Genomic DNA, 24,047 nt, shown 5'->3' with positions numbered 1-24,047 from the left:
GGTCCACCGCCGTCTTTGCCGCTACCCGCCGCGGGGAGCCCGGTCTCGGGCGCAGCCGAGGAGGTCATAGGCGCAGCCGGTGGCCGCGGCGTAGACGGAGTGGTGCAGCAGGTCGATCGCGATCTGCCGGGGCCCCCATTGCCAGGCGGGGGACGACACGCCCGTCGCGGGCAGCGCGGCCTGCTCACCGCCCCACACCAGTGCCAGGTGCGCCGCCGCGGCCGCGGGGCCGTGCAGGCCGGCGTCGCCGATGAGCCCGCGCGCCGCGCCCCACATGGTGCCGTAGCCCCAGTGGACCATGGTGTTGAACCGCTGCTCGCCCGACTCGTTTCGCGGCTCGACGCCCATGACCGTTCCGGCCGCCTGGGCGGGGGCCGTGCTGGGGCCCCGGCCGCTGAGCCTGGCTTCGATCGTGCTGGATACGGTCATGGCCGCCGTCCCGACCAGCCCGGCGAGCAACCCCCGGCCGACCGATGAGGCGGCGCCCGCGATCACCGCGGCGGCGTTCGTTCCGATTTTCAGCCCGGTGTCCATACCGGTCGGCTGCCCGGCCGCGGCCGCGACTCACGTCCTCACCGCCGCGAATCCGGCCGCGTCCCCTGCGCGTTCGGGGGAGGCGTCGCCGTGCCGTGCCCGGTGGCCTTCCCAATGGCCGCGGTCGCCCGGGGCCGGGCCGATCCGGCGCGGCGCGCTCGCCTCGGGCCGCGACACGATCGCGACACTGCGGGGAAACGATCCGGACCCTGCTGGGGGACAGTCGGCGCCATGGCGGAAATCCACGCGGTCGCGCCCGATCGGGCGAGCATAGGACCACAGCGGCATCTGGCGGCATTGGACGGGTTGCGCGGCGTCGCGATCCTGGGGGTGCTGCTGTTCCACACCGACCGGCTACCCGGCGGGTTCCTCGGAGTGGACCTGTTCTTCGCGCTGTCCGGTTACCTCATCACCGACCTGCTGCTGCGCGAGGTCGAGACGACCGGCACGGTTTCGCTGACCGCGTTCTGGGGGCGGCGCATCCGGCGGTTGCTGCCCGCGCTGGCGGCCATGCTCGCCGCCGTCACCGCGGTGGTCTGGGCGGTGGCACCGGCCGAGATCGTCCGGACGACGCTCGCGGACGGCCCGTGGGTGCAGCTGAACCTGGTCAACTGGCACCTGCTCGCGGAATCGTCGGGCTACTGGGACCGGTTCGAGGCGCCCCGGGTGTTCGAGCACCTGTGGAGCATCGCCGTCGAGGAGCAGTTCTACCTGGTCTGGCCGGTGCTGGTACTGGCCATCGCCTGGTTCGGGCGGCGCGTGGACGGCCGGGTCGCGGCCGCCGCGGCACTGGTCTCGGCCGGCTCGCTGGTACTGATGGTCCTGCTGGTCGACCCCGCCGACCCCACCCGGGTCTACACCGGCACCGACACGCGGGCGTTCTCGCTGCTGCTGGGCGCCGCGGCCGCCACCCGGCCGGTGCGCGCCGTGTTCGCCCGTGCGGCGGTCGGCCGGTGGCCGGGCGCCGTGTTGGGGGTGCTGGCAGCCGCCATGGGTGCGGCGTGGGTGCTGGTCGACGGGGCCGACTCGGTGTGGCTGTTCACCGGCGGGCTGTTCGCGCACTCGCTCGCCTCTGCGGCGCTGATCGGACTGTGCGCCCAAGCGCCGCAGACCGCGGTCGCACGCGCCCTTGCCGCGCGGCCGCTGCGGTGGCTCGGGCTCGTGTCCTACAGCCTGTACCTGTGGCACTGGCCCGTCATCGTCCTGCTGGGCCCGCAGCCTGCGGGAGCGGGCGGGTGGGCCGGCACGGTGCTGGTGTGCGCCGTGTCGATCGGCTTGGCCGCGCTATCGAAGTACCTGGTCGAAGACCCGATCCGGTTCCGCGCCTCCTGGGCCCGCGGGCGGTCGGGCGTGTTCGCGTTCGCCGCGCTCATGGTGGGCCTCGCCGCGCTGTGGCTCGCAGTGCCGGCTCCGGCGCCGCCCGCCGTCGACCCGGGGCTGCTGGACTGAGCCCCGGGCCGCCCGGCCCATCCGATCCGCCGGGGCTCGGCCGGTTCACCCGATCAGCGGGCAGGTGCGCCGTTCGCGGGACTCGGGCGTGTCCAGCGTGAACCGGACCTGCACCCTCGTGCGCGTCGACCCGCCGCCCTGCACGTGCACGCCCAGTGCCGTACACACGATCTGGTCGATCGCCCGCGGGGTCAGCTCTTCGAGCGCGAACGGCACCATCAGCTCGATGAGCCCGGACTCGGTGGTCACAACGGCCCGTGTCGTGGCGTCCGGCGGGATGTCGGTGTGCAGGTAGGGCCCGCCGGGACGCATGGTGAACAGCATGGTCAGTGCCCGGTCGACCGTATCCAGCCGGCCGCTGTCCACCAGCTCCGGTTGGAGCCGCCCGCGCTGGTCGATGAAGTAGAGCGTGACCCCGCCGGCCACGCCGGTGGGCGCTCTGCCGCCATCGGTCACCCCGGTGGGCTCGATGCCGCAGCCCGTCAGCGCCATGAGCAGTGCGGCCGCCGCCGGCCAGACCCGCCTCATGTGTCCGTACCCTCCTCCGCGGATTCCTCCGCCGGTTCCTCCTGCGGGCCCCGCGGCAGCCGCAGCAGGAAGCGCGCGCCGCCGCCGGTGTTCTCCGCGGTGATGCCGCCGCCGTGCAGGCGGGCGTTCTCCGCGGCGATCGCCAGCCCGAGCCCGCTGCCCGGGGTGCGGGCGCGGGCGGCATCGGCCTTGTAGAAGCGGTCGAACACGTGCGGGAGGACCTGCTCGGGGATGCCGCCTCCGTGGTCGGTGACCTCGATGAACACCTGATCGGCCCGCCCCTCCGACTCGCTCTGGGCGGTCGGCCCGCCCTGTTCGGCCTGTTCGCCCTGCTCGGGCTGTTCGACCTGTTCCTCCGGCCCGCGGGCGGCCCGCACGTGCACGCGCACCGGCGGCCGGCCGTGCCGCAGTGCGTTGCCGACCAGGTTGGCCACGATGACGTCCAGCCGGCGCCGGTCCAGCCGCGCCGCCAACCCCTCCGGACCCGCCACCTCGACATCGTCCAGCCAGTCCCGGGCGCGCAGGCAGTCGCGTACGGCGCCCGCCACGTCGGTATCCTCCAGCCGCAGCTGCGCGGTCCCGGCGTCGAAACGGGAGACCTCCATCAGGTCCTCGACGAGCCGGACCAGCCTGTCGGTCTCGGTGATCGCCATCCGCGCGGACTCGCCGGCGTCGGCCTCCATCCGGTGGGACGCGTCCTGCAGCACCTCCATCACGGCCGCCAAGGTGCTCAGCGGGGTGCGCAGCTCATGGGACACATCCGCGGCGAACCGCTTGGCGTCGGCCTGCATGCGTTCCATCGCGGCCATTGACGTCTGCACCGACTCGGCCATCCCGTTGACGGTGGCCGTCAGCTCGGCCAGCTCATCGGAGCCGCGGGGACGGGAGCGCGCATCGAGGTCGCCCGCTGCCAGCCGGCGCGCGGTGTCGCGGAGGTGGCGCACCGGACGCAGCACGCTGCCCGCGGCCAGCAGGGCCAGCAGCACTGCGGGCGGCACCGCCAGCGCCGCGGTCCGGGTAGCGGACCAGGCGAGCCCGTCGATCTGGTCCTCGACATCGGACAGGTCGCGCACCACATACACCTCGATGCCGGAGGGGCTGCGCGAACCGTCGGGGTCGGTGGCCATGATCGGGGTGCCGATCAGCAGCCACGACTTGCCGCCGGCGGCGATCCGCTGCGTCACGAGGCGGTCCCGGTGGCGCACGGCCTCGCGCAGTTCGACGGTGACGAGATCGGTGGCGGCCCCTTCAGCCGACTGCAGCCCGTCATAGGTGACCAGTACGTTCGAGCCGACCGCCGCCCGCAACCGGTCGAGTTCGTCCTGGTCGGGTGGATAGGTCAGCTGCGGAGCGATCGAACCGATCTGCGACGAGGTGGCCCTGGTGAGCTGCTGCTGCGTCGAGGCGACCAGTGCGGTGCTCGCCGATCCGGCGCTCGCCCAAGCCGCTGCTGCGGCACCGAGCACGGTGACCAGTACGAACGCGACCACCAGCCGCGTGCGCAGCCCAGTTGGCCACAGCCGCCTGATCAAACCGGTCCGAACCGGTAACCGAACCCGCGCACGGTCTGCACGTACTCCGGCCGTGCCGGATCGGTTTCGATCTTCGACCGCAGCCGCTGGACGCAGTTGTCAACGAGCCGGGAGTCGCCCAGGTAGTCGTGCTCCCACACCAGCTCCAGCAGCTGCTGCCGGCTGAACACCTGGTTCGGCGCCTGGGACAGGGTCAGCAGCAGCCGCAACTCCGTCGGCGACAGCAGGACCGGTGCACCGTGCAGCGACACGGTCAGCGACGCGGTGTCGATCCGCAGATCGCGGTGCACCCGCACACCGCCGCAACCGCCGGGGGAGCGGCGCAGAACCGCGCGGATCCGCGCGTCGAGCACGGTGGGCTGCGCCGGCTTGATGACGTAGTCGTCCGCACCGGCCTCCAGTCCGGCGACCACGTCGAAGTCGTCGCCGCGCGCGGTGAGCATGATGACCGGTACGTCGCTGACCGCCCGGATGCGGCGGCACACCACCAACCCGTCGGTGCCCGGCAGCATCAGGTCGAGCACCACCAGCTCCGGCGGCGACGCCCGGAACTCGCGCAACCCGTCCTCGCCGTCGGCTGCCGCCCGGACGCCGTGGCCGTGCCGGCCCAGCGCGAGCTCCAACCCGCGCCGCACCAGGGGATCGTCTTCAATGAGCAGTATCGCGACCACCCGCCCAGTATGGAGCACACCGTCCGACCAGGACGAAAAGTCCCGATTACTGCGACACGACCGCGACACGGCAGCAGAGGAGCCGGGACGTCGCGGCGCCACCATCGGGCCATGATCGAAAATGCGAAACCCGTCCGCGCGCTGACCGGACTGCTCCTGTTCGCCACCCTGACCGCCGGATGCGGCAGCGCCGCCACCCAGGCCGATACACCCTCCGGCGAGGACGCCTCGTCGGCATCCGCCTCCCCAGAACACGACGTGTCCCCGGTGGTCCTGCTCGGCGACTCCATCGCGGTGGGCCAAGCGCTGCCCATGGCCGAGGCGCTGGAGGCCGCTGATACCGAGTTCGAGTCGATGGCCGCCGAGGGCGGCGGCAACGTGGTGGGACCGTTCGCCGACAAGAACTGGAAGAAGCTGCCCGACCAAATCGCGGCCGCCGAACCCGGCATCGTCATCTACCAGATCACCACCTACGACTGGGGCAAGAAGGAGGAGCAGCGCGCGGGCTACGAGAAGCTGCTGAACACGGTCACCGAGACCGGTGCGGAGCTGGTCTTCGTCACCATGCCGCCCATCAAGCCCGACGAGTTCTACAAGCCGCACATGTCCGAACTCGAACAGGCCGCCGACGTCGCCGGCGCGGTCGCCGAGAGCTCGGAGCAGGCCCACCTGTTCGACGCCGGCGAGGTGTGGGGCGACTCCTACCAGCAGACCAGGGACGGCATGGCCGACCGCAACCCTGACGGCATCCACACCTGCCCGCAGGGTGCCGCCCGATTCACCGACTGGTTGCTGTCGGAACTGTCGGAGACCTACCCCGGCTTCAGCCCCGCCCCGGCCGAGGAGTGGGCCGAGGGCGACTGGGCCGCCGACGACCACTTCAAGGCCTGCTGAGGGGCGCGGCCGGCGGGCGGGGGTTCCTGTTGCCCGTTTCCGGGGCCGTGTACGGCAACGACCATGCGGTTATGCCGTGATCCGGTCCCGGCTCGCGGCATAACCGCATGATCGCCGGGATCACCGGCAAGGCCGCCGAGCGGACCCGTGGCCAACCCTGCGGCAACCGTTCCCGGTCGCGTTCGCCGATCAACGAGAACGGTGCGGCCGAGGCGGGCGGCGCCGGCGGTTCCGCGGTTCCGGGTTCAGACGGGGCCATGAGACCCCATAACGGCCACGGCGGTCCGCAGCCGAAGAGCCCCAGACCGCTTGCCAGCGATTACCACCAAGTTGTGTCGAGTTGTGTCCGAGCCCCAGGGTCGGCGGTGCAGCTATACGAGGCCTATATCAGCGCAGCATCCGCGGCGCCCGCGCGGCGGTGGCGGCGAAAGGCCGACATCGGCGCATGCCCGTTGAGGATCGCCTGGTAGGTGCGCACGAGCATGTCGCTCGGTGCCACTCCCAACTCCTCGGCAAGCAGGTACCGGCCGTCGTGGAAGACCTGTATCGCCTCGCCCTGCCGGTTCTCCAGGTACAGCGCACGCATGAGCTGCGCCCGCAGGCCCTCGCGGTAGGGATGCTCGTGCACCAGTCCCATCAACTCGGGGACGAGGTCGCCGTAGCGGCCGAGGAGCAGCTCCGATTCGAAACGGGTCTCCAGCGCCCTGATCCGGTGCTCTTCGAGCTCGGGCGCGGCCACCTCGGCCAGAAAACTCGTCGTGTTGGCCAAGGCCGGCCCCTGCCAGAGCCGCAGCGCTTCGCAGAGCAGGTTGAGCGCCGACTCGTGCTCTCCCCGAAAGATCCGGTCCTGCGCGTCTTGTGCCAGGGCGCGGAAGTCGCGGTAGTCGATTCGGGCACCGACCGCCTGCAGGACGTAGCCTTCGTTCTGGTGCCGTATGTTGACCCGCGGTCCCAGTGCCATGCGCAGGCGCGATACATACGTATGCAGTTGCGCCGATGCCGTTGCCGGGGGATTTTCGTCCCATAGGAAACGAGCCAGTTCATGGGTGCGCAGTACGCGGCCTTCACGCAGTAGCAGCGCGGCAAGAGCCGTTCGCTGTTTCGTTCCGCCGATGAGTACGTCTGTTCCGTTCATCGATGCTTTTACCGGACCAAGAATGGAAAGGCGCAGCACGTCAGGGTTCACGTTTTCACCGCCAGCTTCGGATGGAACGGTATCGGATCGCGGTCGGCGTGAGCCGTTGGTGGCCCGAGCACGCTCGAATGCGGAAATGCACCGCAATTCCCGGTTGTCGCCGCACATAATTCGGAGGGCGCGGCGGGATTCCCGTCCCACCCCCGCCGGGCACCGCGTGCAGAGCCGGGACCCGGGGCGGATACGGGCTCCGGGCCGGCCTCGGCCGGTCCGGATATCCGGCGCTCTCCAGTGCGGTGTGCCGTGACTCGCCACTACCCGGTGCGTCCGGGATGCGACGCGGAAGCCGTGGACGCCATTTTTGATCTTGCCCGTGCGTTCTTTGCTGCACTCCTCTCCGGGGGAAGCGGGTGGAAGATCACCGCAGCGGTTCTCACTATAGTCGCGAATCCTGATCAAGGAAAACCGAATGAAATTCCGGTGCGGCGTTGCCACCTGCGGAAATCCTCTTGTCCGCATCCGGTCATGGGGGTGCTTGCCCGTTTAACGGGACCGGTGTAATGCCCCCGAAATGTATCGGTCACAAAGGGTGGCCGCCGGTTTGCTCTCGGATACGGAGAAGTGCACGGAGAAGACCGTATACGGACCAATGATCACAGGACCCGGCTGCCGGGGGAATTCACCGGGGATTTCCGCTTGCAAGCGGCGGGCCCCGGCCGGGAAAAGCGATCCGGGCCCACCGGGCCCGCTGCGCCGCCGGCGCCGGGCGAATCCGGGCGGCGGGCGCCGCCCGGGTTACGGGGCCGAGGCGGATGGACTTCCGCCCCGGCCCGGCCATCGCGACCGCGATCAGGCGCGCCGCGCGGATCCGCCGGTGCTCAGCGCAGCACGTCGCGCAGCAGGCGGGCGTTCTTGATGGTCTGGGTGGACCCCTTGCGTCCGGCCACGGCGTCGACCTCGGGGATCGGGCCCGTGGCCCCGCACCGGGAGGCGCATTCGACGGCGAGCGCGAGGAACGCGCCGGCGCCGCGGTCGGGGGTGCCGCGCAGCATCCCGGGCAGGGCGGCGGCGAGCACCGACCACACGGTGGCATAGGCGCCGGTCTCGGCCGCGGTGCGCAGCGTGGCGGCCGCCCGGTTGGCCCTGAGGCCGCCGCGCACGCCCACCAGCAATGCCACCTGCTCGCCGAGCAGGCGGCAGTCCAGTTGCCCCTGTGCGGCGAGTACGAGGAGCGGTTCCGCAACCTCGTTCAGGTCGTAGGCGACTTTCCAGTGCACGGCGAACCCAGCAGGGCCGCCGGCCTCCACCAAGAACGCCGCCACTGGCTTTTCGCGCTCGTGGGCGTCCTCGAAGTCGGACCGCCGGGGGAGACGCGCCGCGACCTCGTCGCGGTGGTGCGGCAGTTGCGCCGTCCAGCGCGGTCCGGGGTACCGGAATTGCGTGTCCTCGGTCTCGCGCGGTCCGACCAGGGCGGCGGCGATCGGCGGGAGCCGAAGTTCGGTTGCCGGGCCGGGGCATGCGGGATCCGATTCCCGTCGCAGACGGTGCGGCCATCCCGGCGGGGTGGAGTCCTGGTGTTCCAGGCCGCCTGCGCGCAGCCATTGGGCCAACCGCTGCCCGGCGTCGGATCCGAGTTTTTCGGCGGCGCGCAGCACCGGTTCATCCGGTGCGGGGTCGACGCGCAGCAGGGCTTGGGCCAGGTCGATGGGGGCGGGCGTTATGCCGAGTTCCTCGAATTCGGCGATGCGTTCCACCAGCACGGCGGCGTCGATGGCGCCGGTGGACAGGGTCGGCAGCGCCAGCAAGAACGGCTGCGAGTCGGCCTCGATCACCTCGATGGCCTCTCTCAGGCGCTCTTGGAGCATCATTCCGGCGCGGGAGATCGCCAGGTTCAAGCGGCTCTTGGGCAGGTTGATGTGCAACCGCCGGCGCTCGCTGCCGCACACCTCCACCGCGACGTCGTATATGTCGTCGTGCTTGCGGTCGTGGGAAGGGCGCCGCGGCTTCTTGCGGACCAGCGGTTTGAGCGCGTCGGACAGGGCCTCGCGGTCGAGGCGGGCGTGGCGGACCAGCCCGTCGAGCGCCCGCTCGAAGGCCGCGACGTCGTCGCGGTCGGCCAGGGCGACGGCGACCTCTTGGGCGGCCTCGGCGACGGATGCGACCGGGCCGGGCACCGGTTGCGGCTCGGGGGCGGCCGGCAGTATCTCGGTGTACCGTCCGGTTTCCCCGCCCTGCGGCAGGCCCAGCAGTTCGGCGGCCCGCGCGGCCAGCCCCGGGCTGATCCCTGCGGCGGCGGTCTGCAGTTGGGGCAGCACCTCCCCGCCCGCGGCCTGCAGGTGCCGGGCGATGAGGTCGAGGGCGCGTTCCTGCAGCGCCACGTCCGCGTGCTGCAAGGCCGTTGCCGCGTCGATCGCCACCCGCCCCGCGCGTGCGGGCCGGCGCCGGGCAACCCGGTCCAGCCAGGACAGTTGGGCACGCACCAGCTTCTTTTCCGGTCGAAGCAGAATGCGCTCACACGCCTCGGTCAGTACATCGGGCTCCAGTAGTCCCGCCCCGTCCAACCCGGTCAGGACCTCCTGGCCGTAGCCGGCCACCGGAGACGACAGGTCGAGCATGGCGACATGGTCGCGCAGGAACACCGCGTTCTCGGCGGGAGTGAGCGCCAAGTCCCGCAGATTCGCGAAGTGCTGCTTAAGCCACTTCACCGCACCGTCCTGGAGCAGCCGGGCGATACTCGGCTCGGCGGCCTGTCGGCGGGCAGTCGCCAACCGGTCCTGTTCGGTGGAGGTGAGGGGGCGGCCCTCCAGCGCCTTCACCGCGTCCGCCTGGGCCGGGTCGCCTTGGAGCAGGTCCACGGCAGTGCGGTTGCCCAGCATTTCACGGTCGATGACGCCTTCGGCGGCGAGCTCGATGAATACCTCGCGGCTGTGCCGGATACCGACCCCCGGGCGCTGCACGGCCAGTTGGAGCAACGCTCCGGCGAAGTCGTCGTTGCGCAGCCGTTCCGCGGGAGTGGCGCCCCGCGACCCGCCCAGCACGCCGGGCGCCCGCTTCCGGGCCTGGATGCGGTCCCGCAGCCAGCATTGGATGAACGTGTCGGAGGTCGGTAGCGTGCAGCCGGTGTCGCGGATGATGTGTTCGGCCAGTGCGAACCAGCCGCCGGTCCACCCGTGCGTGGCCTCGCCGAGCCGCGCGACCAACTCGACTCGCCACTCGGCGGGGTACAGGTACACGGCAGCCACCATCGGGCCGCAGCTCATGCCCCAGAGATAGCTGGGTTCCATGAGCCAGGCCGCAGCGCTTTCCGGGGTGGTCCGGCCCGCCAGTTCGACGGCCCACCACGCGTCTTTCACATTGTTATCGAGGCATCCCCAGGTGTATCTGTCCATCCTGTCCATGGCTTCGCGGCGGGCCGCCAGATCCGCGGCGCGGGAGGCGCGCTGATCCGGGGTGAGCGCGCCGAGTTCTTCGAGTACTCCGGCGATGTCGCCGGTTTCGACGAGTTCGATCAGGTTCATGGTGTTGTCTTTTCTCGGTGCGGTATGTCGAGCAGGAGCCGGGTGCTGCCGTTTTCGGGTTATTGGCCGGCGCCGCCGGCCTGCGGGGTGCCGAGCAGCTCGGCGGCCCGGGCCGCAAGAGACGGGTCGAGCGCTTCGGCGGCGGCCCGCAGTTCCGGAAGCACATCCGCGCCGGCATTGGGCAGGTGGCGGGCGACGAGGTCGAGAGCGCGCTCCTGCAGCGCCGCATCCGGATGCCGGAACACCACTGCCGCATCGGCCAGTACCCGGCCCGCGCGTGCCGGGTCGCGGCGGGCGACCCGGTTGAGCCAGGCGAGCTGGGTGCGGACCGGCTTCTTTTGCGGGCGAAGCAGGGTGTGTTCGGAGATCTCGGTGAGTACGCCGGGATCCAGCGGTTCCGCCTCGTCCACCCCGATCAGGGCCTGGTGCGCATAGCCGGCCACCGGCGGCGACAGGTCCAGCATCGCCACGTGCTCGCGCAGGAAGACCGCGTTTTCGGCGGCGGTGGGAGCCAAGGCCCGCAGCCGCCGGATGAACAATCTGGTTTGCGCGGGGGTGCCGCTTTTGAGCAGGCACGCAAGCAGGCGACCGACGATTTCGACGCGCTCGCCGGTCATCCGGGCGTGCTCTTCGGCGGTGAGCGCCAAATACGCCAACCGGTCGATCGGCCACGATTCGGGGGCGGCGGCCATGTCGGCGAAGGTGCGGCGGATCAGGGCGGCCCGGTCGATCACACCGTCGGCTGCGAGGTCGGCGAACGTCCGGTGGTGTTGCGCGATGGGGATCGTCGGCCGTTCCACGGCCAATGGGAGGAGGGCGGGGGAGAAGTCGTCGTCGCGCAGCCGCTCCCGCAGGTCGGCGCCAGGCGTCCCCGCCCCATCGAGCAGCAGGGCGAGCGGGTTCCCGGATTGCCGGTTTTCCAGCCAGAGCCGGAGGAAAAAGTCGGAGGCCGGTATCGGGCAGCCGGTGCTGCGGATGATGTGTTCGGCAAGTACGAACCAGTGGTGGGGCCGTTGCGGGGGCTGGGGCCCTGCACCCATCCGGGCGACCAGCTCGGTCTGCCACGCAGTGGGAAACAGGTTGGCGAGGTCCCTCGCCCAGCGGCTTCCGTTGAGCGGGAAGTCGGGAAGCAGATGCCAGGATGCGATGAGGGCCTCGGGGGAGGGCTGGCAGCCCAGTTCGGCGATGCCGTGGGCGGTCCGCACTTCGTCGGTCCTGCGTACGCTCGGGCCCGCGCAGATGGTTTCGCGGGTGGCCGCCAGGTCCGGAGCGCAGGCGGCGCGCTGCTCTGGCGTCATCGCGTGCAGTGCTTTGAGCACTCCGGGGATGTCGCCGGCTTTGATGGGTTCGACCAGGTGCATGGTGTCGTTTCCTGTGACCGCGGCACATAGCGGACGATGGGCGTGGTGCAAAGTCCCTGCCGGCCCGGGGGCCGACGCAGGCGGCGCCGCCGGAGGACGCCGCCGGACCGAACGGGCGCCCGGCCGCGGGCGCGGGCACGTTCGGGGAATGCGGGTGATGCGGGGGATCCGGGCGGGCATGGGAGTGTATGTGCGGTTGTCACGCGGACACGCTATGGGCAGGTGCCGACAGGAACCCCCGGCCGCGGCGGCACGGCAGGCTCAACCGGAAACTGCTTGAAAGCGCCGGAAACCGGCAGGTATCAGCGGTATCCGGTCGCGGGTGGCGGCAACCGGTTGCGACAGCGGCCCGCATAACGAGAACGGAGTGCCCATGGCGGCCTCGGATACCGCGGTGCGCGTCGGTGCCGACCAGGTGCGCGCCTTCCGGCTGACCACCCACGATCTGACCCGGCGCCGCCCCCTCGGCGATCTGCTCGATGCCGCCGGCGCCTGCGCCGTGCAGAACAGTCCGCCCGGCGCGGCCGCCCTGGCCCTGCACGCCCGGCTCGACGGGTTCGGCCTTGCGGAGTTCGACCGCGCCGTTGCGGAGGACAAGAGCCTCCTGCAGACCTGGTGCATGCGCGGTTCGCCGTTCGTCTTCCCCGCACGCGACCTCGACGTGTTCACCACCGGGGTGCTGCGCAGGGCGTCCGCCTGCTGCCGGCCGGCGACCCCTATATCCAGCAGCGCGACCGCACCACGGTCCTCGGCGACACCGCCCGCCACCGCGACCTCTGGCGCCGGGTGGGCTCACCCGGGGCGGTGCTGGTCGACGGCCGCATCGCCGGTGTCTGGAACGCCCGCAAGCAGGGCAAGCGCGTCGACATCACCGTCCGCCCCTTCGCGTCCCTCAGCGGCGCCGAGCGCGAGGCGATCGACCATGAAGCACAGGCGATCGCCCCGCTGCGCGGCGCCTCCCGCACCGAGGTCTCCTGCGCGGAGTAAGCCTTGTACAACAAGCCCTGGCCGATCGGGCTGCCCGGCATGCCGGTGCCGGGGCGGGCGGCGCGCCGACCCTGCGGAAATGCCCAAAAATCAAAGCTGAGATGGGCATTCCAACATGATCATCGCCGAAAAACCGACACAACGGACACGCGCGCGCCTGCCCGAGCCGACCGCCGCCCTCGGTGCCGCTTTTCCGTGCAGGCCACCCGCCGCCCGGCAAACCACCAGGCCGCATAGTGGACCCGGGCCGCCCCCTCCGGGACCCTTAACCCGCCGCGCCGGAGGTGCCGCTGCCGGGGCTCGGCGGCTCACGGGTTCACCAGTCGTGCACCGTCCCGTCGGCGAGCCGGTTGAAGGGCAGGTAGGCGCGCGCGTAGGGGTACTTGCCCGCCTCGTCGCTGTTGAGCGCGACGCCCAGGCCGGGCTGGTCGCCGGGGTGCAGGCGGCCGTCCTGCCAGGTGAAGGACTGCTGGAACACCTCGTCGGTCCGCTCGCCGTGCTGCATGTACTCCTGGATGCCGAAGTTGTGGACCGCGAGGCCGAGGTGCATCGCGGCCGCCATCCCCACCGGCGACACGTCGGTCGGCCCGTGCATGCCCGATTTGATCTGGTACTGGGCGGCGTAGTCGAGCACCTTCTTGAGGTGGGTGATGCCGCCGGTGTGGGTCACCGCGCTGCGCACGTAGTCGATGAGCTGCTCGCGGATCAGCAGCTGGTAGTCCCAGACGGTATTGAAGATCTCGCCGAGCGCGAGCGGCGTGGTGGTGTGGTGGCGGACCAGCCGCAGGGCCTCCTGGTTCTCGGCCGGGGTGACATCCTCCAGCCAGAACAGGTCGTAGGGCTCCAGGTCCTTGCCGAGCCGGGCGGCCTGGATGGGGGTGAGGCGGTGGTGGGCGTCGTGCAGCAGCGGAAGCTCGGGGCCGAACTCGTTGCGCACGGCCTCGAACACGGTCGGGATGTGGCGCAGGTAGCTGCCGGTGTCCCAGTCCTCCTCGTTGGGCAGTGCGCCGCGCTGGGCCGGTTCGTGGTCGTAGCGCACGCCCTCGTTGCCCGCCGACGTCGCGTTGGAGGCGATCCCGTAGATCGAGTTGAGGTTGGGCACGCCCGCCTGGATGCGGATGGCGCGGTACCCCTGCTCCTGGTGTTCGCGCACGCTGTCGAACAGCTCGGCGGTCGTGCGGCCGGAGGCGTGGCCGTAGGCGAGCAGGCCGGTGCGCGAGGCGCCGCCGAGCAGCTGGTAGACGGGCAGCCCGGCCGCCTTGCCCTTGAGGTCCCACAGCGCCATGTCCACGGCGGCGATGGCGGCCATCGTCACCGGACCGCGGCGCCAGTAGGAGCCGCGGTAGAGGAACTGCCAGGTGTCCTCGATGCGGTGGGCGTCGCGGCCGTGGAGCAGCGGCACGATGTGGTCGCGCAGGTAGGAGACCACGGCCAACTCGCGCCCGTTGAGGGTCGCGTCGCCGAGGCCGGTGAGCCCGTCGTCGGTGGTCAGTTGGAGGGTGACGAAGTTCCGGTCGGGGCTGGTAACGACGACTTCGGCCCTGTCGATGATCACGGGGTGCGGTGTCCTTTTCCGGTGGGGTGCGATCGGGCGCGGCCGCTTTCCCGGCCGCGGGTGGTCTCGCGGGTGGTCGCGGGCGGCTGCGGGGTGCCCACCGCCCATCCTGCCTCCCGGGCCGGGCCGGGGCCGGGCCGCCGCCGGTCAGTACCCGGCGGACTTGTCGACGACGTTGGCCGGCGGCAGCCCGCGGGCGTCGCGTTCGAGGTTGGCGACGAAGATGTCCACGGCCCGCCGCTGCGTCGCCGCGGTCGTCGCCCCGTTGTGCGGGGTGACGACGACATTGGGCATATCCCAGAACGGGCTGTTGGGCGGCAGCGGCTCGGTCCCGTGGGCGTCGAGCCCGGCGCCGGCGATGCGCCCTTCGCGCAGTGCCTCCTCCAGCGCGCCGTCGTCGACGATCCCGCCCCGCGACACGGTGACCACGCAGGCCGACTCCTGCATCGCGGCGAACTCGGGCCGGCCGATCAGGCCCGCCGTTTCGGCGGTCAGGGCGGCGGTGACCACGACGAAGTCCGCTTCAGCGAGGAACGCGCCGATCTGCGCGGGCGCGTAAACGCGGTCGACCGCGGGCGCGGGCAGTTCGGTGCGGCGGCGCAGGCCCACCACACGCATGTGGAACGCCTTGGCCTTGGCGGCCAGGTCGAGGCCGCAGTTGCCCAGGCCGACGATGGCGCAGGTTCGGCCGTTGAGTTCGCCGTGCTCGAAGCGGTCCCACCGGTGTTCGCGCTGGGCCCGCGCCCACCGCGCGGCGCCGCGGTTCAGCATCAGCATCAGCAGCATCGCGTGTTCGGCCAGCGGTACCGCGCCGTTGCCGGCCGAGGAGGTCACCAGGGCGGGGTGCTCGGCGATCCCGGCGCGCAGGTAGGCGTCCGCTCCGGCGGCCCAGGTGTGCGCCCAGCGCATGTTCGATGCTCGGGGGATGTCCTCGGCCGCCAGGGTTCCGGCGATCACGGCGGCCTTTCCGATGAGGTCGGGGCGGTCGCCCAACCGGTCGACGAACTCCACCTGCGCCGCACCCGCGGCGCTGCGGACGCGTTCCTGGTCGTCCTCGCTCAGCCGACCGCCGACGAGCACTAGTTCCCCTGCTGGCACGCGACCCCTCCCGGACTTGTTCTGATAAGTTGCCCCTGATATTGGTCCGACCGGTTCGACAGTATAGAAGGGGCGGTTGCGCGATGGCACAGCGGGACCGCGCTGCCTTCAGCGCAATCGAGCGGTCCAGGGTCTACTCCTCGGTCGCCGAGGAGATCCTGGGCAGTGTGCGCTCGGGCGGCTTCCCCGTGGGCAGTCCGCTGCCCGCCGAACGCATACTGGCCGAGCAGTTCGAGGTCAGCCGGGGCTCCGTGCGCGAGGCCATCCGGGTGCTCGAACACGCGGGTGTGCTGGAGGTCCGCGTTGGCAGCGGCACCTACGTGGTCGGCGACGGCGGGTCGGAGGCCACCGTGCTGCGGGCCCGCGCCGCAGTGGCCGGGCAGCACAGCCCGTTGGACCTGATCGTGGCGCGCTCGTCGCTGGAACCGGTGTGCGCCGAGCACGCCGCGACGTCGCGGACCTCCAGCGACCTGGTGGCCATCGAAGAGACGGTGCACCGGCAGGAGCGGCTTACCCGCCTGGGCGAGGACCCCTCCGAGCCCGACGCCGACTTCCACCTCGCGGTTGCCGCGGCCTCGCACAACAGTGTGCTGCTCGCGCTCCAGCAGACCCTGGTAGGGCTGATGCACGAGCGCATGTGGAGCGAACTCAAGCACCGCTCCCGCAGCAGGGAGAACATGGCCGAGCACTACCTGGACCACCACCGCGGGGTGCTGCGCGCGATCGAGGCCCGCGACCACCGCCGGGCACGGCAGCTGATGGCCGCGCACACCGCCGCGATCGAGACGGCGCTGCTGACCGAGTTGGAGCCGGAAGCGGAGCCGGAACCCGGCGGGGAGCAGTCCCCGCCGCGGTCTTGACGGTCTTGGCGTTCCTGAAGCCCCTGGCCCTGAGCCGCTGAGGCAAGGCCCCAGGGGCCGCCGCCGACACCGCGGCCGCTTCAGCCACCGTATTGACACGGCGTCGGACGGCCCCCTAGCTTCACTACCGGTCAGGTGGTCGGACCAATTGCAGAAGTGGTTCGGCCAGCAGAAGGTTCCGGCCAACAGAGGTTCAGCCAACGCAGCGGTTCGGCCGGCGGTCCGGCCGACCGCGAACCGTATATCGGAAACGGGGGAAGAGTGGGTACTCCTGATACACCTGCTACACCTGATGCACCTGCTACGCCGCGCTATGCCGTGAACTGCTCGATCCTGCTGAAGGACCGCAGCATCGCGGAACGCCTGCAGGCCGTCCGGCAGGCGGGTTTCACCGCCGTCGAGTTCTGGTGGCCGTTCGCGGAAGCCGATCCCGGCGCGGCGGAGGTCGCCGAGTTCATCGGCACCGTACGGGCCTCCGGGCTGAGCCTGGTGGGACTGAACCTGTTCGCGGGCGACATGGCCGGCGGCGACCGCGGCGTGGTCTCCTGGCCCGACCGCACCGGCGAGCTGCTGGCCAATGTGCAGGTGGTGCGGCACATCGGCGAGGAACTCGGCTGCCGTTCCTTCAACGCCCTGTACGGCAACCGGCGCCCGGACCTGGCTGCCGCGGAGCAGGACGCCTGCGCCGAACAGGTCCTCGGCCGGATCGCCGCCGAGCTGGCCCCGATCGGCGGGACCGTGCTGATCGAGCCCGTCAGCGGTACCCCCGCCTACCCCATCAAGACCGCCGACGACGCGGTCGCCGTCATCGACCGCGTCGCAGCGGCGACCGGGGCGGCCAACCTCGGCCTGCTGCTGGACATGTACCACCTCGCCGCCAACGGCGACGACGTGCCCGCGGCGGCGGCCCGGCACCGCCGGCACATCGCCCATGTCCAGGTGGCCGACCTGCCCGGCCGCGGAGCCCCCGGCAGCGGCGACCTCCCGCTGGGCACCTGGCTGGACGGTCTCGCGGCCGGCGGCTACACCGGTTGGACCGCGCTGGAGTACGCGAGCGGTGCGGCCGATCCGCTCGGCTGGGCGCGGACGCCCGGTGCCCTGCCGGGCATCGCAGGAGCCCAGGGTGCCTGAGCGGCGCCGCCCGCACAGCTCGCCCGCGGCACCCCCGGTCCGGCAGACCGCCGGCCCGCCGGCCCGAACCGTCCGGCCACCTACCGGCCGCCGGAAACCCGGAACCCCGGCCACCCCGGCCACCCCGAACCACCACTCCAGGAGGCTGACTTGAAGACCATCGCATTCATCGGTCTGGGCGTCATGGGCGGCCCCATGGCCGCCAATCTCGTCCGCGCCGGCTACGACGTTGTCGGCCACAACCGCAGCCCGCAGAAGGCGGAGGCGCTGGTCGCGGCGGGCGGGCGCAGCGCGCCCTCGGCCGCCGAAGCCGCGGCCGAAGCCGACATCGCCATCACCATGCTGCCGGACTCGCCCGATGTGGAGTCCACCGTGCTCGCCGAGGGCGGGGTCCTCGACCGCATGCGCTCCGGCAGCCTGGTCATCGACATGAGCACGATCCGCCCCGACGTGGCGCGCGCCGTTGCCGCGGCCGGCGAGCAGCGGAACGTGGGTGTGCTGGACGCGCCCGTCAGCGGCGGCGAGCAGGGCGCCATCGAGGCCAAGCTGTCGATCATGGCCGGCGGCGGCGAGGACTCCTTCGCCGAGGCCCGTCCCATCCTGGAGACCCTCGGCGCGACGGTGGTCCACGTGGGCCCCGCGGGCGCCGGCCAGACGGTCAAGGCGGCCAACCAGCTCATCGTCGCCGGGGTGATCGAGCTCGTCTCGGAGTCCCTGGTGTTCCTGGAGGCGCACGGCGTCGACCGGCAGCGGGCCGTGGAAGTCCTGGCCGGCGGGCTGGCGGGCAATACGGTGCTGGACCGCAAGGCGGCGGCGATGCTGGAGCGCGACTTCGCGCCGGGCTTCCGGGTCGACCTGCACCACAAGGACCTGGGCATCGTCACCGCGGCCGCGCGCGATGCGGGGGTGGCGATCCCGCTGGGCAACCTGGCCGCGACGCTCATGGGCTCGCTGCGGTCCCAAGGCCACGGCGACCTGGACCATTCCGCGCTGCTGCTGGGCGTGGAACGGCTCTCCGGGCGGGACGGCGGCGACCCCGGTCCGACCGGCTGACTCTCAAAGGCATCTTGTCAGTCTTGAAATCTTGCCTGACAAGATGCCTATACTGGCGTGTCTCCGCGCGGGAAAACCGGTCCGACGGTTGGCCGGCCCCGCGGAGCGACGCCGACGAGAGGAACAGCCAGCATGGCCCAGCAGGCGATGGAAGGCGCGCGTTCGGAACCGTCCGCAGCGTTGCGCACATCCGACTGGCATCTGAGCGCGACCCGGTGGACCCAGATCACGCTGACCGAGAACGACCCCGGGCGGTTCGACCCGGAGTTCTGGATCGACGTGATGCGCCGGAGCCGGTCCAACGCGGTATGCATCAGCGCCGGCGGCTACATGGCCTTCTACCCCACCCGCATCCCCCACCACTACCGCAGCGCCCACCTCGGCGACTCCGACCCCTTCGGCACCCTGGTCGAAGGTGCCCGCAAGCTCGGCATGCACGTCATGGCGCGGGTCGACCCCCACGCCGTGCACGCCGACGCCGCCCGCGCCCACCCCGAGTGGCTCGCGCGCACCGCCGACGGCAAGGCCGTGGAGCACTGGGGCTTCCCCGACATCTGGCTGACCTGCCCCTTCGGTCCCTACAACCGCGAGTTCATCACCGACGTCGCGCGCGAGATCGTCGCCGACTACGACGTGGACGCGATCTTCGCCAACCGCTGGGCGGGCCACGGCATCTCCTACAGCGAGGCAGCCCTGCGCGGCTTCCGCGACGAAACAGGATTCGACCTGCCCCGCGAGGCCGGCGACATCACCGACCCCGCCTGGCGCGCCTACCTCGACTGGCGCAGCCGCCGACTCAGCGGCCTCGTCGCCCACTGGGACGACGCCGTCAAGGAGATCCGCCCCCACGCGCGCTTCATCCCCAACCTGGGCGGAGTCGCCCCCCAGGACCTCGACCCTGCCATGCTCGAACGGCACTACCCGGTCTTCTTCATCGACAAGCAGGGCCGCTCCGGTGTCGAAGCCCCCTGGTCGGCCGGCCGCAACGGCAAGCGCAGCCGCGCCGTCTACCGCGACCGGCCCGTCGGCCTGATCACCTCCATCGGCCCCGAACACCACCAGCACCGCTGGAAGGACTCCGTCGCCCCCGGCGCCGAGATCAGCACCTGGATCGTCGACGGGTTCGCCCAGGGCGCCTTCCCGTGGTTCACCAAGTTCAACGGCACTGTGCCCGACCGCCGGTGGGTGCAGCCGGTCGTCGACGCGTTCAACCTGCACGCCCGCCTGGAATCCGACCTCGGCCGCATGCGGATCACCGCCGACGTCGCGCTCTTCGAACCGGCGGCGCCCAGCCGCACCGGAGCCACCCGCACCGGTACCGGCGGGCACGAGGACGGTTTCTACCACGCCCTCGTCGAAGCGCGGATCCCGTTCGAGATCGTCACCGAGCAGAGCCTGCGGGCCGAGGAACTCGAACGGTTCAAGGTCCTGGTCCTGCCCGACTCCGAACGGATGAGCGAGGCGCAGTGCGCCGTCGTACGCGGCTTCGTCGACCGCGGCGGCAGCGTCGTCGCCGCCCACCGCTCCTCCCTGGACGACGAGTTCGGCACGCCCCGCGCCAACTTCGGCCTGGGCGACGTGTTCGGCGTCGACCTGCGGATGCCGGTCCGCGGCCCGGTGAAGAACAACTACGCCGCCCTCACCGCCGACCACCCTCTCACCCGGGGTTTCGGCGGCGCCGAGCGCATCATCGGCGGCACGGAACTGATCGGGGTCAGCGCGCACGCCGGAACCGAGGTGCCGCTGCGCTTCATACCCGACTACCCCGACCTGCCGATGGAGGAGGTCTACGCCCGCGCCGAGCCCGCGGACCCCGCAGCGGTCACCCGCATCCATCCCGGGGGCGGGCGCTGCGTCTACTTCCCGTTCAACGTCGGCGCCCTCTTCTGGGAAGCGCTGCAACAAGACCACGGCCGGCTCATCGCCAACGGCATCCGCTGGGCGCTGGGAACCGGGGAACGGGTCGCCGTGCACGGCACCGGTCTTGTCGACCTCGCGCTGTGGGAGGGCACCGGCGAGCTGGCCGTGGCACTGGTCAACCTGACCAACCCGATGGCCCTCAAGGGACCGATCCGCGAAACCGTGCCGATCGGACCGCTGGAGGTCTCGGTCGCCCTGCCCGATCCCGGGCGCGCCCGCGCGCACCTGCTGGTGTCCGGCGAAGAGCTGGCCGTCCGCAGCACCGGCGGCGGCCGCGCCGAGGTGACCGTCCCCCGCATCGAGCTGCTGGAGGCCGTGCACTTCACCTGGGTCTCCGGGGAGGCGCGATGAGCGCGGCGGAGACGCCGGCGGCGGAGCCGGCGACCGGAGCACCTGCCGCCGGCGGGCTGTGGTGGCAGCGGCCGTTCGGGATGTTCCAGACCAACCTGCGCGAGGTCGACGCCGGACTCGACGTCGCGCGGGTGCTGGACTACCTGGAGGAGTTCGGCGCCGGCGCCTGGCTGCTCAGCGTCGGCGGCATCGTCTCGAACTACCCGACACGGCTCGGATTCCAGACCCGCAACCCGGCGCTGGCCCGGCGCGCATCGGGCGACCTGGTGGGCGACGCGCTCGCGGCCGCGCACGAGCGCGGAATCCGGGTGCTGGCCCGCATGGACTTCTCCAAGGTCGACCACCGCCGCGCCGAACAGCACCCGGAATGGTGCTTCGCCGGCCCCGACGGCGCGCCCCAGGTCTACAACGGCCTCACCAGCGTCTGCCCGAACGGCGACTACTACCAGCACCGGCTCTTCGAAGTGATCGACGAGGTCCTCGACCGGTACCCGCTCGACGGCTTCTTCTGCAACTGGATGTCGTTCAACGAGACCGACTACAGCGGCACCTACCGTGGCGTGTGCCAGTGCCTGGCCTGCCAACGGGCGTTCGCCGCCTTCGCCCCCGGCACCCCGCTGCCCGCGGGGCCCGAGGATCCGGGCTACCAGCAGTGGCGGCGGTTCAGCGCAGCGGTGCTGGCCGACCTCACCGGCCGGGTGCGCGCCCGCATCGCGGCACGGCGGCCCGAGGCGCCGCTGATCCTCGGCGACCGCGCCGACATCGTGTTCCACGAGGCCAACAACGCGGTCGGCCGCCGGCTCTGGCACCACCGCACCGCGGAGAACGTCAGCGCGGCAAAGACGTACCGGCCCCGGGTGCCGGTGCTCACCAACGCCGTGGCGTTCGTGGACATGCCCTACCGCTTCGCCGGCGAGGAGCCCGCCCACTTCGCCCAGTACCTGGTCCAGGCGATCGCACGCGGCGCCGTCCCCTCGACCTACATCATGGGCACGCCCGACGAGGTGGACTACGCGTGCCTGGGCGTCGCCGGGGAGATCACCCGGTTCCACCGCGACAACCAGGCGGCCTACCGCGACCTGGTGCCGGCCGCGCCCACGGTGCTGGTCCGGCCCGATCCCCTGAAGCTGTCGGGGGAAAGGCTGGAGGAGGCCACCTGCGAGTTCCGCGGGCTCTACACGGCGCTGCTGGAGCGGCATGTGCCGTTCGACGTGCTGCCCGAGGCGCGGTTGCCCGACGTTGCAGGTCAGCACGGGGGACTGGAGCGGTACCGGCTGGCCGTGCTGCCCGACCTGGGGCCGCTGGCGGAGCCGGCCGCAGCGGCCCTGGACGCGTTCGCCGCAGCGGGCGGCGGGGTGCTGGCCACCGGTTCCAGCGCCTTCGACGGCGACACGCCCCAGCTCGCCGGCTCGCCCGCGCAGCGCCGGCTCGCCGTCTACGACACGGTCGAGGCGGTGCGTTCGCTGCACATGGCGGGGGCGGGCGGTGGCGAAGGCGCGGGCGTGATGCCCGTCATCGGCGCGTTCCACGTCTTACAGGCGCGCGCCGATGCGGCGACGGACCTGCGGGTCCTTTCGCGGGCACCCTACGGCCCGCCCGAAAAGTGCCACGGGCACATCGCGCTGGACCGGTTCGGCGAAGTGGCGGGGACCTACGGCGCCGGACGGGTCGCGCACCTGCCGTGGACGCCCGGGCGCGCCTACCGCGAGGTGGGGCTGAGCGCGCACCGCGAGGCGTTCGTGCAGGCGGCCCTGCGCGCCGCGGGCGGGCCCGTGCAGCTGGTCACCGACCTTCCCGAGCAGGTGGAGGTGGTACTCGGCGTTTCCGCGGCGGGACGCACCGTGCACCTGATCAACCACTCGGGGGCGGTTACGCAGGGCTTTCGCGCTCCGCTGCCGGTGGAGGGCCGCAGCCTGGGCGTGCCCTGGTGGCCCGAATGGGGGCGGGCACCGGTGCACGCGCTGTGGTCTGCGACGACGTGCGCCGGCGGCTCCGCAGTGGCGCTGCCGCGCCTGGAGCGCTTCGAAGTGCTGGTCGGCGCCCTGACCGAAGACGCTCGGTAATCTTGTAAAACAAGTTTTCCTGGTTTATTGACATACAAGATTCCTCCGGGAAACATTGCCGCAAGGTTTCACGCACACCAAGCGGCGGCGCCACTCGGTGGTAGCGGGCGAAGGGACAAGTAATGAGAGACCTCGATCGACGCGCGTTCCTGGCCGTGGCGGGCCTGGGCTCATTGGGTGCATCGGGCCTGCTCACCGGATGCGGCACAGGCGGCGGATCAGGAACGGCCATCCGTTATGCGTGGTGGGGCACCAACGTCCGGCAGCGCAATTACACCAAGGCGCTGAAGGCGTTCGACAAAGAGCACGCCGATATCGGAGTCGAGCCGGAGTTCGCCGCCTACACGGCATTCCAGGAGCGCATGACCACGCAGATGGCGGCGCGCAACGTCTCCGACATCTTCTGGATCGGCTCCGCGCAGGTCATGACCTACCACAAGAGCGGCATCTACCGCCGGCTCGACGACATCCCCACCCTCGACCTTTCCGACTACAGCGACGACGACATCGCCACGTTCGAGCTCAAGGGCGAGCTGAACACCATGCCGCACGGCGTATTCGTGCCCGTGCTGCGCTACAACGAGACGCTGCTCGGCGACCACGACATCCAGTTGCCCGAAGACTGGACCTGGGACGCCATCTACGAGTTCCTCCTCGACTACAGCAGCGACAACCCCGACGGGCTCAAAGGCACCCCCTACACGCCCGACCAGGACATGGCGTTGGAGGCCTGGCTGCGCCAGCACGGCCAGGACCTGTGGACCGAGGACGGCGACATCGGCTTCGACGCCGAAGTCCTCGGCGAATGGCTCGAATGGTGGCGGAGCCTGCAGAAGGAGGGCGGCGCCCTCACCCTCAGCGAGCAGGAGGGCATGCAGCCCGACTGGGGCGTCGTCGGCGACAAGGTGCTGATGAAGTTCGGCAGCTCCAACCACATCATCGACGAAGCCGAGATGTTCCCCGACGACACCTTCCGGCTGCGTCCGGCGCCCGCGGCGGACGACGCCGCAGCCGGGCACAAGTTCCTGTACTACCCGCGCCTGGCGATTTACGCGGGCATGGACGACGGCGCCGTCGAGGCGGCGGGCACGCTCGTCGACCACAACGTCAACAGCGTCGAGTTCCTGCGCACGGTCGGCCTGACCATGGGCGCGCCGCCCAACCCGCGCCTGCTCAAGAAGGCCTACGACTTCGCCTCCGAGGTCGAGACGGAGATGCTGTCCATGGTCGAGGCCGAGCGCGATGCCGAACGCCGGCCGCGCTACGAGGCCCCTGCCGGAACGAGCACCTGGCGCGAGGCGTTGACCCGGGCCGGCGAGCAGGTCGCCCTGGGCGAGAAGAGCGTCGCCAAGATCGCCGAAGGGCTGGTCTCCGAGATCCGGTCCGGAATCGAACAGGAGAAGTAGA

General features: G+C 71.4%; 17 protein-coding genes and 2 pseudogenes. 10 read left to right on the top strand and 9 right to left on the bottom strand.

Going from position 1 to position 24,047, the window contains the following annotated elements:
• Positions 1-21: 21 nt before the first annotated feature.
• Positions 22-534: a hypothetical protein gene (locus ACYVD5_RS04195; RefSeq protein ID WP_460999551.1), complete on the bottom strand. Its 513-nt coding sequence runs from the start codon at positions 532-534 to the stop codon at positions 22-24.
• 231 nt (positions 535-765) lie between these two features.
• Between ACYVD5_RS04195 and ACYVD5_RS04190 the strand changes: the two genes are divergently transcribed.
• The gene (locus ACYVD5_RS04190) at positions 766-1,983 is read left to right on the top strand and encodes an acyltransferase family protein (protein WP_460999550.1); all 1,218 of its coding nucleotides are present in this window, start codon (positions 766-768) and stop codon (positions 1,981-1,983) included.
• A 45-nt stretch (positions 1,984-2,028) separates the two neighbouring features.
• Here ACYVD5_RS04190 and ACYVD5_RS04185 read toward each other — a convergent pair whose 3' ends face one another.
• The 3 genes from ACYVD5_RS04185 to ACYVD5_RS04175 are packed head-to-tail and all read right to left on the bottom strand — an operon-like array spanning position 2,029 to position 4,714.
• The gene (locus tag ACYVD5_RS04185; RefSeq protein WP_460999549.1) at positions 2,029-2,511 is read right to left on the bottom strand and encodes a hypothetical protein; all 483 of its coding nucleotides are present in this window, start codon (positions 2,509-2,511) and stop codon (positions 2,029-2,031) included.
• Entirely contained in the window at positions 2,508-4,043 is a 1,536-nt protein-coding gene (locus ACYVD5_RS04180) for a sensor histidine kinase (protein WP_460999548.1), read from the bottom strand. Before ACYVD5_RS04180 ends, ACYVD5_RS04185 begins: the two co-directional genes overlap by 4 nt.
• Positions 4,040-4,714, bottom strand: a complete 675-nt coding sequence (locus tag ACYVD5_RS04175; RefSeq protein ID WP_460999547.1) for a response regulator — start codon at positions 4,712-4,714, stop codon at positions 4,040-4,042. Before ACYVD5_RS04175 ends, ACYVD5_RS04180 begins: the two co-directional genes overlap by 4 nt.
• A gap of 111 nt (positions 4,715-4,825) precedes the next feature.
• Between ACYVD5_RS04175 and ACYVD5_RS04170 the strand changes: the two genes are divergently transcribed.
• Positions 4,826-5,608, top strand: a complete 783-nt coding sequence (locus tag ACYVD5_RS04170) for an SGNH/GDSL hydrolase family protein (RefSeq protein ID WP_460999546.1) — start codon at positions 4,826-4,828, stop codon at positions 5,606-5,608.
• A 382-nt stretch (positions 5,609-5,990) separates the two neighbouring features.
• Here the strand turns inward: ACYVD5_RS04170 and ACYVD5_RS04165 are convergent, their stop codons facing one another.
• From ACYVD5_RS04165 to ACYVD5_RS04155, 3 genes are all read right to left on the bottom strand, one after another.
• Complete coding sequence (locus ACYVD5_RS04165; protein WP_460999545.1) at positions 5,991-6,743, bottom strand: AfsR/SARP family transcriptional regulator; 753 nt, start codon at positions 6,741-6,743, stop codon at positions 5,991-5,993.
• Positions 6,744-7,621: 878 nt separating this feature from the next.
• Complete coding sequence (locus ACYVD5_RS04160; protein WP_460999544.1) at positions 7,622-10,261, bottom strand: DUF7824 domain-containing protein; 2,640 nt, start codon at positions 10,259-10,261, stop codon at positions 7,622-7,624.
• Between the two features lie 59 nt (positions 10,262-10,320).
• Positions 10,321-11,622, bottom strand: a complete 1,302-nt coding sequence (locus ACYVD5_RS04155; protein WP_460999543.1) for a hypothetical protein — start codon at positions 11,620-11,622, stop codon at positions 10,321-10,323.
• A gap of 373 nt (positions 11,623-11,995) precedes the next feature.
• Between ACYVD5_RS04155 and ACYVD5_RS04150 the strand changes: the two are divergent.
• A pseudogene (locus ACYVD5_RS04150) lies at positions 11,996-12,256 on the top strand (DNA glycosylase AlkZ-like family protein); the annotation flags it as partial.
• Positions 12,238-12,609 (top strand): DNA glycosylase AlkZ-like family protein, encoded by a 372-nt coding sequence (locus ACYVD5_RS04145; protein WP_460999542.1) that lies wholly within the window; start codon positions 12,238-12,240, stop codon positions 12,607-12,609. The pseudogene ACYVD5_RS04150 and the gene ACYVD5_RS04145, both read left to right, overlap by 19 nt.
• Positions 12,610-12,925: 316 nt before the next feature.
• Here ACYVD5_RS04145 and manD read toward each other — a convergent pair whose 3' ends face one another.
• Entirely contained in the window at positions 12,926-14,164 is a 1,239-nt protein-coding gene (manD, locus tag ACYVD5_RS04140) for a D-mannonate dehydratase ManD (protein ID WP_460999541.1), read from the bottom strand.
• Positions 14,165-14,311: 147 nt separating this feature from the next.
• The gene (locus tag ACYVD5_RS04135; RefSeq protein WP_460999540.1) at positions 14,312-15,262 is read right to left on the bottom strand and encodes a D-2-hydroxyacid dehydrogenase; all 951 of its coding nucleotides are present in this window, start codon (positions 15,260-15,262) and stop codon (positions 14,312-14,314) included.
• Positions 15,263-15,345: 83 nt separating this feature from the next.
• Between ACYVD5_RS04135 and ACYVD5_RS04130 the strand changes: the two genes are divergently transcribed.
• From ACYVD5_RS04130 to ACYVD5_RS04105, 6 genes and pseudogenes are all read left to right on the top strand, one after another.
• Positions 15,346-16,122, top strand: a complete 777-nt coding sequence (locus ACYVD5_RS04130; RefSeq protein ID WP_460999539.1) for a FadR/GntR family transcriptional regulator — start codon at positions 15,346-15,348, stop codon at positions 16,120-16,122.
• Between the two features lie 318 nt (positions 16,123-16,440).
• Positions 16,441-17,253, top strand: a complete 813-nt coding sequence (locus ACYVD5_RS04125; RefSeq protein WP_460999538.1) for a hydroxypyruvate isomerase family protein — start codon at positions 16,441-16,443, stop codon at positions 17,251-17,253.
• A gap of 138 nt (positions 17,254-17,391) precedes the next feature.
• Positions 17,392-18,306: pseudogene (locus tag ACYVD5_RS04120) on the top strand (2-hydroxy-3-oxopropionate reductase); the annotation flags it as partial.
• Between the two features lie 132 nt (positions 18,307-18,438).
• Complete coding sequence (locus ACYVD5_RS04115; protein WP_460999537.1) at positions 18,439-20,577, top strand: family 10 glycosylhydrolase; 2,139 nt, start codon at positions 18,439-18,441, stop codon at positions 20,575-20,577.
• Complete coding sequence (locus ACYVD5_RS04110; protein ID WP_460999536.1) at positions 20,574-22,640, top strand: alpha-amylase family protein; 2,067 nt, start codon at positions 20,574-20,576, stop codon at positions 22,638-22,640. Before ACYVD5_RS04115 ends, ACYVD5_RS04110 begins: the two co-directional genes overlap by 4 nt.
• Positions 22,641-22,762: 122 nt before the next feature.
• Positions 22,763-24,046, top strand: a complete 1,284-nt coding sequence (locus ACYVD5_RS04105; protein WP_460999535.1) for an ABC transporter substrate-binding protein — start codon at positions 22,763-22,765, stop codon at positions 24,044-24,046.
• Position 24,047 lies beyond the last annotated feature (1 nt).

This window comes from Streptomonospora sediminis (genome assembly GCF_054778995.1).
The sequence above is the reverse complement of the archived record's forward strand: the minus strand, read 5'-3'. Positions and strand labels throughout refer to the sequence as shown.